Source organism: Pseudomonas sp. KBW05, from assembly GCF_003852405.1.
Taxonomy (GTDB): Bacteria; Pseudomonadota; Gammaproteobacteria; order Pseudomonadales; family Pseudomonadaceae; genus Aquipseudomonas.
On the sequence record NZ_QAJM01000032.1, the window covers coordinates 1 to 15,385 of the forward strand.

Here is a 15,385-nt window from a genome sequence, read left to right on the forward strand (position 1 = left end):
CCGAGTGTTGGGGCAAGAGCCCTTTTGGTTACTTTTGGGGCTCTTTTCCAAAAGTGACCCGCCGTAAGGGCGGAACCATAAGCCGCCGTTACCCAAATAACGGATATGTACCCAGCCCACCCCAAACAGCACATACATCCAATTCCCCCACCACCCCGACCGGCAAACTCCCCCCATCGCTCAATTCTCCAGGGGGGAATCAAACACCATGGACCCAACACCCAAAACCAGCCCCGACGAAGTCGTCACCCTGGTCGTCAAACACCTCATCAAACCCGGCCACGAAACCCACTACGAAGCCTGGCTCCGCCGCATCGTCCGCATCGCCGGCGAACGCCCCGGCCACCTCGGCGTGGACGTCGTGCGCAGCAAACAAAACCACCTCGCCCTGTTCACCTGCGTCCTGCGCTACCGCTCCACCGACGCCCTGGAACGCTGGCTCGACTCCCCCGAACGCAACGAATTGATCGCCGAAGCCGCCCCGATGCTCGCCGACGGCGACAACACCGAAATCGGCGCCGTCAACGAATTCTGGTTCAACCCCGAAACCGCCGCCAAGCCCCCGCGCTGGAAGCAAGCCGTGGTCACGCTGTTCGTGATCCTGCCATTGACCCTGCTGGTCCCGATCATCTGGGGCCCGGTGCTGCGCCTGCACCCCTTCCTCTCCAACTATGTGGTCGCCACCTTCCTGGTCACCCTGACCATCGTCCTGCTGGTGGTCTACCTGCTGATGCCGGCCGCCACACGCCTGTTCGCTCCCTGGCTTGAAGCCTCTGTAAAGGAAACCCTATGAACGCCGACCTGATTCTGTTCAATGGCCAGTTCCACACCGTGGACCGTGAAAACCCCCGCGCCACCGCCGTCGCCATCCACCAGGGCCGCTTTGTCGCCGTCGGCACCGACGGTGAAGCCATGGCCCTGCGCGGCAGTGGCACCCAGGTCATCGACCTCAAGGGCCGCACCGTGATCCCCGGCCTCAACGACTCGCACCTGCACCTGATCCGTGGCGGTCTGAACTATAACCTCGAACTGCGCTGGGAAGGCGTGCCGTCCCTGGCCGACGCGTTGCGCATGCTCAAGGACCAGGCCGACCGCACCCCGACGCCGCAATGGGTGCGCGTGGTCGGTGGCTGGAACGAATTCCAGTTCGCCGAAAAACGCATGCCCACCCTCGAAGAGTTGAACCAGGCCGCGCCAGACACCCCGGTGTTTGTGTTGCACCTGTACGACCGCGCCTTGCTCAACCGCGCCGCCCTGCGCGTGGCCGGCTACACCAAGGACACGCCGAACCCACCGGGCGGCGAGATCGTGCGTGACAGCAACGGCAACCCCACCGGCATGCTGGTGGCGCGCCCCAACGCGATGATCCTCTATTCGACCCTCGCCAAGGGCCCGAAACTGCCGCTGGAATACCAGGTCAACTCGACTCGCCAGTTCATGCGTGAACTCAATCGCCTCGGCCTGACCAGCGCCATCGATGCCGGCGGTGGTTTCCAGAACTACCCCGATGACTACGCGGTGATCGAGCAACTGGCCAAGGACGAACAGTTGACGGTGCGCATCGCCTACAACCTGTTCACCCAGAAGCCCAAGGAAGAACTCAGCGACTTCAAGAACTGGACCGGCAGCGTCACCCTGCACCAGGGCGATGACTACCTGCGCCACAACGGCGCCGGCGAGATGCTGGTGTTCTCGGCCGCCGACTTCGAAGACTTCCTCGAGCCGCGCCCGGACCTGCCGCTGACCATGGAACAGGAGCTGGAACCGGTGGTGCGCCACCTGGTGGAGCAGCGCTGGCCGTTCCGCCTGCATGCTACGTATGACGAGTCCATCTCGCGCATGCTCGACGTATTCGAGAAGGTCAACCGCGATATTCCATTCAATGGCCTGCCGTGGTTCTTCGACCATGCGGAAACCATCACGCCGAAAAACATCGAGCGCGTGCGTGCCCTTGGCGGCGGTATTGCGATTCAGGACCGCATGGCGTTCCAGGGCGAATACTTTGTCGAGCGCTACGGCGCCAAGGCGGCCGAAGCCACGCCGCCGATCAAGCGCATGCTTGCCGAAGGCTTGCCGGTCGGGGCGGGCACCGATGCCACGCGGGTGTCGAGCTACAACCCGTGGACCTCGCTGTACTGGATGGTCAGCGGCCGCACCGTCGGCGGCCTGGAGCTGCACGCCGAAGGTTTGCCGCGCCTCTCCGCGCTGGAACTGTTCACCCACGGCAGCGCCTGGTTCTCGTCCGAGCAGGGCAAGAAAGGCCAGATCAAGGTCGGCCAATTAGCGGACGTCGCCGCACTGTCGGCGGACTTTTTCAGCGTCGATGAAGAAGCCATCAAGTGGATCGAATCGGTACTGACCGTGGTCGGCGGCAAGGTGGTCTACGGCGCCGGCGACTTCGAAGACTACGCCCCGCCGCGCGTGCCGGTGCTGCCGGACTGGTCGCCGGTGGTCAAGGTGCCGGGTCACTGGCGCCCAAGCTCGCCGTTGCAGGCGCAAGTCCACCAGTGCAGCGGCCCGTGCGGCGTGCATTCCCATAGCCACGAAAAGGCGCGGCTTTCCAGCGTGCCGGTCAGCGACTTCCAGGGTTTCTGGGGCGCGTTTGGCTGTTCCTGCTTTGCTTTCTGATTTTCCCATCCCTCGTAAGGAGTTGAACCATGGCTAGCCCTCGCTTGAACAAAGATGACGCGGTTGTACTGTTGGTCGATCACCAGACTGGCCTGATCTCCCTGGTCCAGGATTTCTCCCCCAACGAATTCAAGAACAACGTCCTGGCCCTGGCCGATGTGGCGAAGTTCTTCAACCTGCCGACCATCCTCACCACCAGTTTTGAAAGCGGCCCCAACGGCCCACTGGTGCCGGAGCTGAAAGAGCTGTTCCCGGACGCGCCGTACATTGCCCGCCCTGGCCAGATCAACGCCTGGGATAACGAAGATTTCGTTAAGGCCGTCAAGGCGACCGGCCGCAAGCAGATCATCATTGCCGGTGTCGTGACCGATGTGTGCGTGGCGTTCCCGACCCTGTGTGCGCTGGAGGAAGGCTTTGAAGTGTTCGTGGTCACCGATGCCTCGGGCACTTTCAACGAAACCGTGCAACAGGCCGCCTGGGCGCGCATGACCGCCGCCGGTGCACAACTGGTCAACTGGTTCGCTGTGGCCTGTGAACTGCAACGCGACTGGCGCAACGACATGGAAGGCCTGGCCAACCTGCTGTCGCCGCGCATCCCGAACTATCGCAATCTGATGAACAGCTACTCGGCGTTCACCAAGTAAGCGATTCTGCATCACACCGCTGAATCCTGTGGGAGCCGGGCTTGTGTGGGAGCGGGCTTGCTCGCGAATACGGCGTGTCAGTCAAAGATGTTCCAACTGACCCAGCGCTTTCGCGAGCAAGCCCGCTCCCACATAAGCCAGCTCCCACATTTTGGTTTGTGGTGTTGCGACTAACCGGTTATACAACCGCTTAAATGTCCACCGAGAAGCGACAATGAACCCCTTTGAAGACATGCGCCTGTTCTGCCAGGTCATGGAGTCCGGCAGTTTCACCGCCGCCGCCGAACAGCTGGGCCTGTCCAAGCAGTTCGTCAGCCGCCGCCTGATCCAGCTGGAAGACCGCCTCGGCGTGCGTCTGCTCAACCGTTCTACCCGCCGCCTGGATGTCACGCCACTGGGCCAGAGTTACTACGAATCCGCCCTGCGCCTGCTCGCTGAAGTCGAGCAAGTGGAGCAGGGCATCGCCGGGCAGAACAGCGAGCCGCGCGGCACCATTCGCCTCAGCGCGCCGTTGTCGTTTGCCATGGCTCACCTCGGTTGCCTGTTGCCGCTGTTTTTACAGCGCCATCCCCAAGTGTCGGTGGAGGTCGATCTCAGCGACCGTCCCGTGGACCTGATCGGCGAAGGCTACGACCTGGTTTTGCGCATTGGCACCCTGGAAGACTCCACCCTGATCGCCCGCCGTATCGCCAGCATTCCCCGGGTGTATTGCGCCAGTCCCGACTACTTGGCGCTGCGCGGTACGCCGCAAAAACCCGATGACCTCGCCGAACACGACTGCCTGCCCTACGGCCATGGCCGCCAGGTGCAATGGCGCTTCAAGGGCAAGGTGCAGGCGCTGAATGTGAGCGGGCGGATGCGCGTGAACAACGGTGACCTGTTGCGCGACACCGCCATCGCCGGTTTGGGCGTGACGTATTTGCCGACCTTTATCGTCGGTGACGCGCTGAAGGACGGGCGCCTGGTCAGTGTGCTGGACGAATTCGCCCCCGAAGACCTGACCCTGTCGGCGGTGTACCCGCAGCACCGGCAAAGCTCACGGCCGGTGCAGGCGCTGGTGGAATTCCTGCGCGAGCGTTTGGCTAGCGGCTGTTGAACAACTGGCGGATCAGGTTGGGTGTGCTGCCGGTCCAGCGTTTGAACGCGCGACGAAAGTTCGCCGCGTCGTTGAAGTTCAGGTACGCCGCCACTTCCTCATTGCTGTAGCCCTTGACCTGGTACAGGTGCAACGCCACCTGCTTGCGCACCCGGTCCACTTGCTGTTGAAACCCGGTGTCGTGCTTGTGCAACTTGCGTTTGAGGGTCGCCGGGCTCATGGCGAACGCCTGCGCCGCCTGTTCCAGGCTCGGCGGTTGGCGCACCAGGTCGCGCAGGTAGTCGTCGAGGCAATCGAGAAAGCTGCCGGCAAAGCCCAACTGTTCGATCTGCTCACGGGCCTGCTGGCGTGCGACCTGCCCAGCCGTGACGGACGCGCCCGGCCACGCGCGGGTGAGGTATTCGCGGGGGATGCAGAGCATGTCCAGCGGGCGCTCGAAGCGTGTTTCTTCGCCCAGGTGCACCCAGTACTGCTCGACATACCGCGGCTCGGCATGGCTGAAACTGGCCACCCACGGCAGGCGTTCACCGCTGAGCCACTGGCTCATGGCAACCAGCGAGGTCATGCTGGCTTCGAGCAGGAAACGCCAGTGTTCGCCAGCGCCACACGTGTCCAGCCAATACAGGTAGGCGTGGTGCTCATCCAACTCCAGTTGCAGGGTGACCAGCGGGCTGAGCAACACTTGCTGCTGGATCAGGATGTCCAGCGCCTGATGCAGGTTCTGCGCATGGCCCAAGGCATGGCTGGCCGCGCCGTAATAACCGGGCAACAAGCGCTGGCCGAACAGGAAACTGCTGTCGTCGGCGTCCAGCAATTTGCGGCTGTTGCCGATCAGGCCGAAAAATTGCTGCGGGCTCAGCCGTGCAGTGCCCGCCAGGATGTCCTCATGAAACAGCCCGGTGCCACGTAGCAGGCGATGGCTGTCGATGTCCCGCGACAACGCCAGGTCGATCAGTGTGGCGGGTTGGTAATGCCCCGGGATGAAGCGGCTGTCGGCTTCATACCAGTTGGTTTTCACCGCCATCTCAGGCGCTTTTCGCAAGGGGTTGCTTGGCACGGGCCAGGGCCAGGTTCAGGCGCTTGAGCAAATCTTGCGGCGCCTCGTCCAGGGCCATGACCACGGCGGTGGTGGCCGCCAGTTGCAGGCGTTCGCCTTGCAGTCGGGTCTTGTGGGCGAGGGCGCGCACGGTCTGTTGCAGCTCCAGCGCGAGCACCTGGGCCTGGCGCTCGCCGGTATTGGGCAGCAGCACCACAAAACGGTCGCCGGCCAGGCGGCAGAGCAAATCCTGACGGCGAAGGTTCAGCAACAGCACATGGCTGAGGGCCTGCAACACCGCATCGCCTTCGGCATGCCCGAAGGCCTGGTTGATGGCGGCGAAGTTGTCCAGGTCCAGGGCCAGCAGGGACAGCGGTTGCTGCTGCTCCTGGCTGTCGCGCAGGCTGTCGGCCAATTGGCGCTTGAGGTAGTCGGCGCCGGCCAGGGGCGTGAGCTTGTCGAACAGGCGATGCTCGCGGAACAGCCGCTCGCGTTTCTCCATCTGCGCACTGATCGCCAGTTGTTCGCGGTGCCAGTGGTAGATGCCGATGGTCAGCAGAATCATGCCCACCGGCATCGGCCCGGATTCGAGCCAGTGGTCCCAGGTGATGCTGTCGGGCAGGCGGATAAACTCGTCGAGGCTGTCGATCCACCACGAGAAAAAGATGCACGACAGGCCCAGCGCCAGGTAGTTGGTGACGCGCCCGGCAGGGCGGCTTTTCAGCACCAGGCCCAGCCACACCAGGGCGAGCAGGGCGGAGCCGCCTTCGCCGAAGATATCCAGCCACACCCACTCGCTGAAGCTTTTCAACTCGCCACAGGCCAGGTGCAGGATCAGCCCGAGGTTGGCGGCGATCAGCAGCAGGGAGAGTTTCCAGCGGTGGGGTTTGAGCACGGAGAACATGGCCGCGAATCCTTGGGCAACAGAGCGATGGGCGCCAGCACAGCAGATGGATGTGACGGTTGCGTGACGGTGGGGGCGGGTCGAATCAGCTCATGCTCTAAACACTATTCACTGGCAAACACAGGTCAAATGTGGGAGCGGGCTTGCTCGCGAATGCAGTGTGTCAGTCAAAGCTGTTCTAGCTGACCCATCGCCTTCGCGAGCAAGCCCGCTCCCACATTTTGACCGAGGTCAATTCAGCTCATTTGTCCGCCTCGATGTATTCAAAACCCCTATTTACGGGCCTTCGCGCCAACCCCTGTCACAGAACCGTCATCCCCCACCCCTAGCTTGCCCTCCCAGTTGCCGGGCCTCTTGCCTGGCGCCAACGGATTCTTGGGGAGGATTGCATGTACAAGCGCACCGGGCTCGTCGGCTTTACGCTTACCGCCTTGGCCCTGGCAATGGCCAGCGAGCGGATCAACGCGGCCGAAGCGGCCACCACCGAGCATGTCGAAGTGGTCGGCCAGGCCGCCGCGATCGATTCGGCGCTGAAAGAACAGCGCACCGCCGACAGCATCAAGAGCGTGGTGCACGCCGACGGCGTCGCCCAACTGCCGGATGAAAACGTCGCTGAAGCGGTGCAGCGCCTGCCGGGTGTCAGCGTCGAGCGCGACCAGGGCGAAGGGCGCTTCGTCAGCGTGCGTGGCCTGGGCCCGGACCTCAACAGCGTGACCATCAACGGCACCCTCGTGCCCGCCCCGGAAAGTGCACGCCGCGCCGTGGCCCTCGATGTGTTGCCCTCGGAACTGGTGCAGTCGCTGTCGGTGATCAAGACCCTCACCCCGGACATGGACGCCAACTCCCTCGGCGGCACGGTCGATGTGCAAAGCCTCTCGGCGTTTGACCACAAAGGCCTGTTCTACACTGGCAGCACCGAAGCCAGCTACGACAAGAACACCCACCAGACCAGCCCGAAATTCTCCGGCGCCGCCAGCAACCGTTTCAGCCTGGGCGACGGCATCGACAATTTCGGCGTGGCCGCCGCACTCAGCTGGCAGAAGCGTGACTTCGGCTCGGACAACGTCGAAACCGGCGGCGCCTGGGACTTCACTGACGGCGCCAAACTCAACGAATTCGAACAGCGCGACTACGACATCAGCCGCGAACGCGCCGGTGGCGGCCTGAACTTCGACTACAAGCCCGATGACCTCAGCAGCTATTACCTGCGCACCCTCTACAGCCGCTACAAAGACACCGAGACCCGCAACTCCACCAGCATTGAATTTGCCGACCCCCAGGCACCGGGCGAACTGGGGGATGCGGAGGGCAAGCGCAAGCTGAAAAACCGCGAAGAAACCCAGGAAATCCAGTCCTATGTCTTTGGCGGCGAACGCATGCTCGGCCTGTGGACCTTGAGCGGCCAGGCCGGCTACAGCCAGTCCAGCGAAGACAGCCCGGCGCACATCGCCGGCGCCACCTTTGACGGCGGTGACTTCGCCAACAGCGGTTTCTACGACAAGGACAAACCGCGCCCGATCATCGGTAGCGGCTTTTACGATGCGAGCAACTTCACCCTCGACAAAGTTGACTGGGAAAAACAGAACACCAAGGACACCGAGAAAAACCTGCGCCTGGACCTGGCCCGCGACTATGACCTGAGCGGCTACGCGTCGCAGTTCAAGTTCGGCGGCAAGGTCAGCCGCCGGCACAAGAGCAACGACCTGGAAGCCTGGGTCTACAAGGATTTTGACGACCTGGGCTTCACTGACGAACAGCTCAACCTCACCCAGTTCCAGAAGGGCACGGTCGATTATCGCCTGGGCAACTACGGCCCCGGCATCAGCCCCAGCAGCATCAAGCAGTTGATCGGTGGCCTCAACGCCGCGGACTTCTATGACGAGACCGAATCGCGGGTCAACGACTTCACCATCCGCGAAGACATCAACGCCGGCTACCTGATGAACACCATCGATATCGACGACTGGCGCTTCATTGCCGGCCTGCGCTACGAAGGCACCGAGTTCGAAGCCAAAGGCACCGGCGCCACCGACGGCGTGTTCACCGCCACCGACACCAAGCGTCGCTATCACCACTGGCTGCCGGGCCTGCATGCACGCTACCAGATCGACAAGAACACCCAAGTGCGCGCGGCCTGGACCAAATCCGTGGTGCGCCCGACCTTCGGCCAACTGGCGCCGGGTTTTGTGATCGATGATGACGAAGCCACCTTCGGCAACCCGGACCTCAAGCCGCTGGAATCGAGCAACCTGGACCTTGGTATCGAGCACTTCATGGGCCGCGCCGGCACCGTCTCGGCGTTCGTGTTCTACAAGGACATCAAGCACTTCGTCTATAACACCGACGTCGCCGGCACCGGCGCCTGGACCAATTTCTCCGAGGCCCACACCTACGCCAACGGCGACAGCGCCAAGCTGTATGGCCTGGAACTGGCCTACTCGCAGAAGTTCGACTGGCTGCCGGCGCCGTGGAACGGTTTGCTGGTGGGCGCCAATACCACCTTCAGCCGCTCCAGCGCCGATATCGAAGGCTTTGACAGCGCCAGCGGCGGCAACCGTAAACGCAACATCAGCCTGCCGAACCAGTCCGACACCGTCGGCAACCTGATGCTCGGCTGGGAAGACGACAAGCTCAGCCTGCGCCTGTCGGCCAACTACAAGTCGGCCTACCTGTACGAGCTGGCCTCGATCAACGACAAGGCCCATGACCTGCACGTCGATGCCCAGACCTTTGTGGATTTCAGCGCGCGCTACTCACTGACCAAGAACCTGCAAGTGAGCTTCGAGGCGCAGAACCTGACGGATGAGTCGTACTTCGTCTACACCGGCCATCGCAGCTACAACGGGCAGTACGAAGAGTATGGCCCGACCTACAAAGTCGGCCTGACCTTCACCCACTTCTGAATCCCACACCTTCCAAATGTGGGAGCGGGCTTGCTCGCGAATACGGTGGGTCAGCCAACTGATTCGTCGACTGATACACCGCATTCGCGAGCAAGCCCGCTCCCACAGTTGATCTCCATCGTTTTTGAAGGATTTGTTTGTACATGAGAATTTCCAAGCTGTACCTGCTGATGGTTCTTGCAACCAGCGGTCATGCATTTGCCGCCGATTTGGCCCTGACTCCTTGGGATCCAAGCCTCAACGCAGAGGCCGTGGCGATCTTGAACACCAACGCACGCCTCGCCGCCAGCACCCGCGACGGTCTGCAACTGCTCGATGCCAAGGGCGTCGAACTGGCGCGCTTCAACGGCAACTTCAGCAGCCTTGACACCCGCGTATCCGGCACCCAGACCCTGGTGGCCAGCCTCGACAACGAACGCCAACAAGCCCTGCTGATCAGCCTCGACGCCTCCGCCAAGACCTTCGGCAAACCGCTCTACCTGCCGACACGCGACTACGCCGTGAACGGCCTGTGCCTGTACCGCGATTCGGCGGCCAACCTGTTTGTGTTCCTGGTGGGTGAAGAAGGCAAAGGTGAACAGTGGCTGGTGGGCAATGGCGCCACGCTGTTGAACGAACCCCAGCGCGTACGCGGTCTGCCGCTTCCGCCGTCGGCGCAGTTCTGCCAGGTGGATGACGCGGCCAATCGTTTGGTGGTCAACGAAGAAAACGTTGGCTGGTGGGCCTACCCGGCGCACCCGGAAGCCGATGTGAAACGCACGCCGGTGGCGGTGTTCGACACGCCCAAGCGCGAAGCCGGGGCCATGGCGCTGGTGTCGGGTGGTGTGATCGCGCTTGATCCCAAGACCGCCCAACTGCATCTGTTCCAGCAAACCGGTGAGCGTTGGGTCGAGCAATCGAGCCTGAACCTGCCGGGCCTCAAGGAGCCGGAGCAGCTCTCTGTCAACGGCCAGCAACTGCTGGTGCGTGATGACGACAGCGGTAAACTCTATCAGGGCACGCTCAACTGGCAAGCCAAGCCGGTGCCGGTCGATGCGGTGATTCCGGAAGTTGCCGCCGTGCGCCAGACCGATCCCGTCGGCCGCCAGGGCGATGCCGCGGATGATCCGGCGATCTGGATTCACCCCGAACAACCGGCCAAAAGCCGCGTACTCGGCACCAACAAAAAGCAGGGCCTGCTGGCTTATGACCTCGACGGCAAGCTGTTGCAGGAGCTGGCAGTCGGGCGCCTGAACAACGTCGACGTGCGTCCCAACTTCAAGCTGGGTATGCAAACCGTTGACCTCGCGGTCGCCAGTAACCGTGACCACAACAGCCTGAGCCTGTTCAGCATCGACCGTCACACCGGCGAGCTGCGCGAAGCCGGTGAAGTGCCGACGCCCCTCAAGGCGATCTATGGCATCTGCCTGTTCCAGCCCGCCAGCGGTGAAATCTATGCCATCGCCAACGACAAGGACGGCACCTTCCTGCAATACCGCCTGAGTGCGCCGGATGGCCGTGTGCAGGGCGAGTTGGTGCGCCAGTTCAAGGTCGATAGCCAGCCTGAAGGCTGCGTCGCCGATGACCAGCGTCAGCGCCTGTTCATTGGTGAAGAAGACGTCGGCGTATGGGCGGTGGATGCGCGTGCCGATCAGCCGGCCAAGCTTACCAGCGTGATCAAGGTCGGCCCGCAGCTGCATGCGGACGTTGAAGGCCTGGCGTTGTACCAGAGCGACAAGCGCGATTACCTGGTGATCTCCAGTCAGGGCAATGACAGCTATCTGGTGGTGGATGCCGAACCACCGTTTGCCACCCACGGCGCATTCCGCGTTGGCCTCAACGCTGCTGCTGGCATTGACGGCGCCTCGGAGACCGATGGCCTGGAAGTGACCGCGATCAACCTCGGCGGACCGTGGAGCCAAGGCATGCTGGTGGTGCAGGACGGGCGCAAGCGCATGCCCGAGCAGGCCCAGAACTTCAAGTTCGTGCCCTGGGCCGAAGTGACCCGCACGCTGAAATTGCCCTGACGCGTCATCACCCGGTCATCACTTTTTATTCGAATAGGAGTTCACCATGCACGCGACGATGGAACATATGACGATCTGGGGGTTGATCAGCGACGCCAGCCTGTTGGTCAAGGCAGTGATGGTCACGCTGCTGCTGGCGTCCTTGCTCAGCTGGTACTTGATTATCCAGCGCGGCGCGGTGCTGCGCCGCCTGGAGCGGCAGTTGAACGGTTTTGTGCAGCGCTTCCGTGCGGCGCCCGACCTGCAGGCGCTGTGCCGTGACACTGTGCAGGCGGGCGAGGGCGGCATTGCGCCGATCTTTATCGCCGGGGTGCAGGAATATCAGCACCTGCACAGCCATGATCCGGCCGTGCTGGAGGGCGTCGAGCGCGCCTTGCAGGTGGCGATCACCGAGCAGGAAATCGAACTGGAAAAGGGCCTGCAATTCCTCGCCACCGTGGGTTCGGTCAGCCCCTATATCGGCTTGTTCGGCACTGTTTGGGGCATCATGAATTCCTTTATCGGCTTGTCCCAGGTGCAGCAGGCCACGCTGTCCACCGTTGCACCGGGCATTGCCGAGGCGTTGATCGCCACCGCCATTGGCTTGTTTGCGGCGATTCCGGCAGTGATCGCCTACAACCGTTTTGCCGCCCGTGGCCAGACCTTGCTCACCCGCTATTACGCCTTCGGCAATGAGCTGCAAGTGCGCCTGCACCGCACCTTGCGCGGCACGCCGATCAACCTGGCCGTGGCCGCCTGAATAAGGAAAGCTCCCATGTTAACCAGGCCGCAACGCAAGCACGGGCCCAAGGCCGAGATGAACGTGGTGCCCTATATCGACGTGATGCTGGTGCTGCTGGTGATCTTTATGGTCACCGCGCCGATGCTGACCCAGGGCGTGAAGATCGAACTGCCCAAGGTCGCCGCCGAGGCGTTGGCCACCGATACACGCCAGCAGATCCTCACGCTGTCGGTGCAAGCCGACGGCGGTTACTACTGGAACCTCGGCGGCGAACTCGACACCCAGCACCAGACCGACAGCGCCGTGACCCTGGAGGAAATGGGCGCCAAGGTCATGCAGGTGGTGGCGGCGCGCAGTGACACCCAGGTGTTTATCCGCGCCGACGACAACGCTGGCTACGGTCGCGTGGTGGCGGCCATGGCGGTGTTGCAGAAGGGTGGTGTCAGCAACCTGGGGCTGGTGACCGAGGCCCCGCAATGACGGCGATGATCATGCACAGTCCAATGCTTTTAATCGCGCCCCGGGACACGGCCGGGTTCTGGAGAAGCAGCCTGGCCGCCAGCCTCGCGGTGGCGTTGCACGTCGGTGTGTTGGCCGTGCTGATGCTGGGCTGGTCGACGGAAAAACCTGTGGTGGAGGCGCCACGGGTGATGCACACCCAATTGGTCATGCTGCCGCCAGCACCCGCGCCAGTGCCGGAGCCGGTGGCCGTCGCAGCACCGCCACCACCGGAGCCGGTCGCCGTGCCGGTGCCGCCCAAACCCGTGGTCGATCCGCAGATCCAGGCGCAAAAACTGGAGAAAGCCGCCTTGGCACGCAAACGGGTCGAGGAGAAGAAAGTCGAGCAGCAACAGGAACGCCTGGCCAGCGAACAGCGCAATCGTGAACTGGAACAGCAACGGTTGAGCCAGGAACGCCTGGCGGCTGAGCGCGCTCGCCCGGCCGCACCCGCAGCGGCCCCGGCGTTTGACAGCCGCCAGTACCAACCCTTGGTCAAGGAAGCGCCGGACTATCCCGAGCGCGCCCTGGACAAAAACATCGAAGGCGATTGCTCGGTGGAGTACACCGTCAACCCTCAAGGCCGCGTGGAAAACCCCAAGGTGCTGGACGGTTGCCACCCGCTGTTCATGCGCCCGTCACTGGCTGCCGCCAACACCTTCCGCTACCAGCCGCGCATCGTCGAAGGCAAGGCCGTCGCCGTACCGGCGGTGCGCAATACCTTCCACTACCGCATCCAATAAACCGCTCAAAGGTCGTAGCGCACCGACAGCAACAGGGTGCGCGGATCGTTGACCGAGTAGTAACGCGCGCCGCTGGACGGCACGTAGCCCACTGATTGCGGATAGGCGCGATCCAGCAGGTTTTTCACCGCCAGGGTGGTGGTCCAGTGACCGTCGCCGCTGATGTAGCGGGTGTTGGCGTTCCAGAAGGTTTGCTGCGGCACTTCCTGAATGTCGTCGTTCAGCGCGTTGGCATAGGACTTGGTCTGGAACTGCGCGTCGGTGCCGGCCAGCCAAGTGCCTGGCAACCCGGCCGGGATGGTGTAGTTCAGGCCCACGCTTGCGTTCCAGCGCGGCGAGAACACCAGCTGCTTGCCGTTGGCATCCACTCCCGCACCGCTGGCGTTCTGGAAGTCGTCGTACTGGCTTTCCAGGTACCCGAGGTTGGCGGTCAACTGCAAGTCACGACTCAGGGCGGTGAGGGTTTCCAGCTCCACGCCATAGGTGTGGGCCTGGCCGACGTTGGTGCGCAGGCTCACGCCCAGCGCCGGGTCGTAGGCGTTGGTTTGCAGGTCCTTGTAGTCGTTGTAGAACAGCGCAACGTTGGCGCGCAGGCGCTGGTCGAAGAAGTCACCCTTGAAGCCGGTTTCCCAAGTGGTCACGTCCTCCGGCGAAAACGCCTGCTCGGCGGCGGCGCGGGTGGGGGCGCGGTTGTCGTAGCCGCCGGCCTTGAAGCCCTTGGCCACGTAGGCGTACTGGTTCAGGTGCGGGGTCCAGGCGTATTCGAAGCCGATCTTCGGGCTGGTGGACTGCCAGGACTTGCTCGACTCGGCGGCAAAGTTGGTGCCGGTGATCTGCCGGTCGGTGTTGATCGCATAGTTGGTGAACTCGAAGTTCTTGTGCTCGCGGGTAAAGCGCAAGCCGGCGATCAGCGACAGTTGCGGCGTGATCTTGTAGGTGCCCTGGCCATACAGCGCATAGCTTTCGGTGTTGGTGGTGCTGTATTGGCCTTGGCCGATCACGCGGTTGCGGGCGATCGAGTAGGTGAGGTTGTCGCGGTCGGCGTCGAAGCGTTCGCGGTACAGGTACAGGCCGGTGCTGAAGCTGAAGTCGTCGTAGTCGCCGTTGAGCTGGAACTCCTGGGTGGCGTAGTTCTGCTTGTAGAGAATCAGGTTGTTCTGGATCAGCGCGGCCTGGCCGGAGTTGTCGTAATCCACCGGCTGGTTGAACGACGACCAGGCGGTGACCGACTTGACGTTCAGGTGATCGTTGATCGCGTAGATCGCCCGCAGCACCGAGGAACCTTGGTCGAGGCGGTTTTTCGGGTCGAGGCTGCTGTAGCTCTTGAACTTGTCGAAATGGCCGCTGGCATCGAACGGCGAATAACTGGTGGTATCGCCGCGATCAAAGGTGCCGGCCAGGGTCAACTGCACATCCCACGGTGAATCCTCGGGCTTGTAGCGCAGCTTGCCGCGATAGGACTGGATATCCACGTTGTTCACGTCCTTGCCGCGTGTCGGGTTGGACACGGTGCCGTCGCGCGTCAGGCGAATCGCCGAGAAACTGCCAAACAGCGCGTTGTCCACCAGCGGGCCGCTGATCAGGAAGCGTCCGTTCTGCGCGTTGTAATTGCCCGCGCCGAGCTCGACGAAGCCCCGGGTTTCCTGGTTCGGGTCGCGGGTGATGACGCGAATCGCGCCGGCGCTGCTGTTGCGCCCGTACAGCGTGCCCTGGGGGCCGCGCAGCACTTCGACGCGTTCGACGTCGTTGAAATCCAGCATCGAGGAAATCGCCCGGGGGATGTACAGGTCGTCGGCATACACCGCCACGGCCGCTTCCTGGATCGGGTCGGTTTCACCGATGCCACGGATGCCGTAGGTCTGGGCACTGTAGGAGATCGACTGGCGGCTGAGGGTCAGGTTCGGTACCTGGCCGGAGAGGTCGCGCACGCTGCGAATCTGTTTGTCTTCGAGGGTCTTTTCATCGAAGGCGGAGATCGCCAACGGGGTTTTTTGCAGGTCTTCGCTGCGGTGCTCGGCGGTGACATTCACCACTGGCAGGGCGGCGTCGTCGGCGTGGGTGTAGACGCTGAACAAGGCGAGCGAGACGGCGAGGGTGAGGCGGTTGGGCGCGGCGATATGGCTCATGGTGGACCCCTGAGAAAGTGGTGGTTGGCAAGGCCTCCACCTGGTCAGGGGTCGGTGCTGGGGGTAACAATATGGATATG

At 62.8% G+C, this 15,385-nt stretch carries 12 protein-coding genes; 9 read left to right on the forward strand and 3 right to left on the reverse strand.

The features are described 5' to 3' along the window. Positions 1–208: 208 nt before the first annotated feature. The 4 genes from DBR46_RS24940 (at position 209) to DBR46_RS24955 (ending at position 4,368) form a co-directional block, all read left to right on the forward strand. Positions 209–793 carry an antibiotic biosynthesis monooxygenase gene (locus tag DBR46_RS24940; RefSeq protein ID WP_124528359.1) on the forward strand — a complete coding sequence of 195 codons (585 nt, stop codon included), beginning with the start codon at positions 209–211 and terminating at the stop codon, positions 791–793. Further along, the gene (locus tag DBR46_RS24945) at positions 790–2,628 is read left to right on the forward strand and encodes an amidohydrolase (RefSeq protein WP_124528360.1); all 1,839 of its coding nucleotides are present in this window, start codon (positions 790–792) and stop codon (positions 2,626–2,628) included. Before DBR46_RS24940 ends, DBR46_RS24945 begins: the two co-directional genes overlap by 4 nt. Positions 2,629–2,657: 29 nt before the next feature. Further along, the gene (gene ycaC / locus DBR46_RS24950) at positions 2,658–3,272 is read left to right on the forward strand and encodes an isochorismate family cysteine hydrolase YcaC (RefSeq protein WP_016980087.1); all 615 of its coding nucleotides are present in this window, start codon (positions 2,658–2,660) and stop codon (positions 3,270–3,272) included. Between the two features lie 214 nt (positions 3,273–3,486). Continuing rightward, complete coding sequence (locus DBR46_RS24955) at positions 3,487–4,368, forward strand: LysR family transcriptional regulator (protein WP_124528361.1); 882 nt, start codon at positions 3,487–3,489, stop codon at positions 4,366–4,368. Here the strand turns inward: DBR46_RS24955 and DBR46_RS24960 are convergent. Beyond that, positions 4,355–5,392, reverse strand: coding sequence for an AraC family transcriptional regulator (locus tag DBR46_RS24960; protein WP_124528362.1), 1,038 nt, complete (start codon positions 5,390–5,392; stop codon positions 4,355–4,357). The genes DBR46_RS24955 and DBR46_RS24960 overlap by 14 nt on opposite strands. Before the next feature lies 1 nt (position 5,393). Further along, positions 5,394–6,308, reverse strand: coding sequence for a GGDEF domain-containing protein (locus DBR46_RS24965; RefSeq protein ID WP_124528363.1), 915 nt, complete (start codon positions 6,306–6,308; stop codon positions 5,394–5,396). 389 nt (positions 6,309–6,697) lie between these two features. On the opposite strand from DBR46_RS24965, the gene DBR46_RS24970 reads away from it, so the two are divergent. From DBR46_RS24970 to DBR46_RS24990, 5 genes are all read left to right on the forward strand, one after another. Continuing rightward, positions 6,698–9,211: a TonB-dependent receptor gene (locus DBR46_RS24970; RefSeq protein WP_124528364.1), complete on the forward strand. Its 2,514-nt coding sequence runs from the start codon at positions 6,698–6,700 to the stop codon at positions 9,209–9,211. Between the two features lie 143 nt (positions 9,212–9,354). Further along, positions 9,355–11,217: a phytase gene (locus DBR46_RS24975; protein ID WP_124528365.1), complete on the forward strand. Its 1,863-nt coding sequence runs from the start codon at positions 9,355–9,357 to the stop codon at positions 11,215–11,217. A gap of 46 nt (positions 11,218–11,263) precedes the next feature. Then, entirely contained in the window at positions 11,264–11,956 is a 693-nt protein-coding gene (tolQ, locus tag DBR46_RS24980) for a protein TolQ (RefSeq protein ID WP_124528366.1), read from the forward strand. Positions 11,957–11,971: 15 nt separating this feature from the next. Then, positions 11,972–12,418 carry a protein TolR gene (tolR, locus tag DBR46_RS24985; protein ID WP_017735993.1) on the forward strand — a complete coding sequence of 149 codons (447 nt, stop codon included), beginning with the start codon at positions 11,972–11,974 and terminating at the stop codon, positions 12,416–12,418. After that, a complete protein-coding gene (locus tag DBR46_RS24990; RefSeq protein ID WP_124528367.1) occupies positions 12,415–13,179 on the forward strand; it encodes an energy transducer TonB in 765 nt (254 codons plus the stop codon). The genes tolR and DBR46_RS24990 overlap by 4 nt, the downstream gene beginning before the upstream one ends. Before the next feature lie 5 nt (positions 13,180–13,184). Here DBR46_RS24990 and DBR46_RS24995 read toward each other — a convergent pair whose 3' ends face one another. After that, positions 13,185–15,305, reverse strand: coding sequence for a TonB-dependent receptor (locus DBR46_RS24995; RefSeq protein WP_124528368.1), 2,121 nt, complete (start codon positions 15,303–15,305; stop codon positions 13,185–13,187). Between the last annotated feature and the right edge of the window lie 80 nt (positions 15,306–15,385).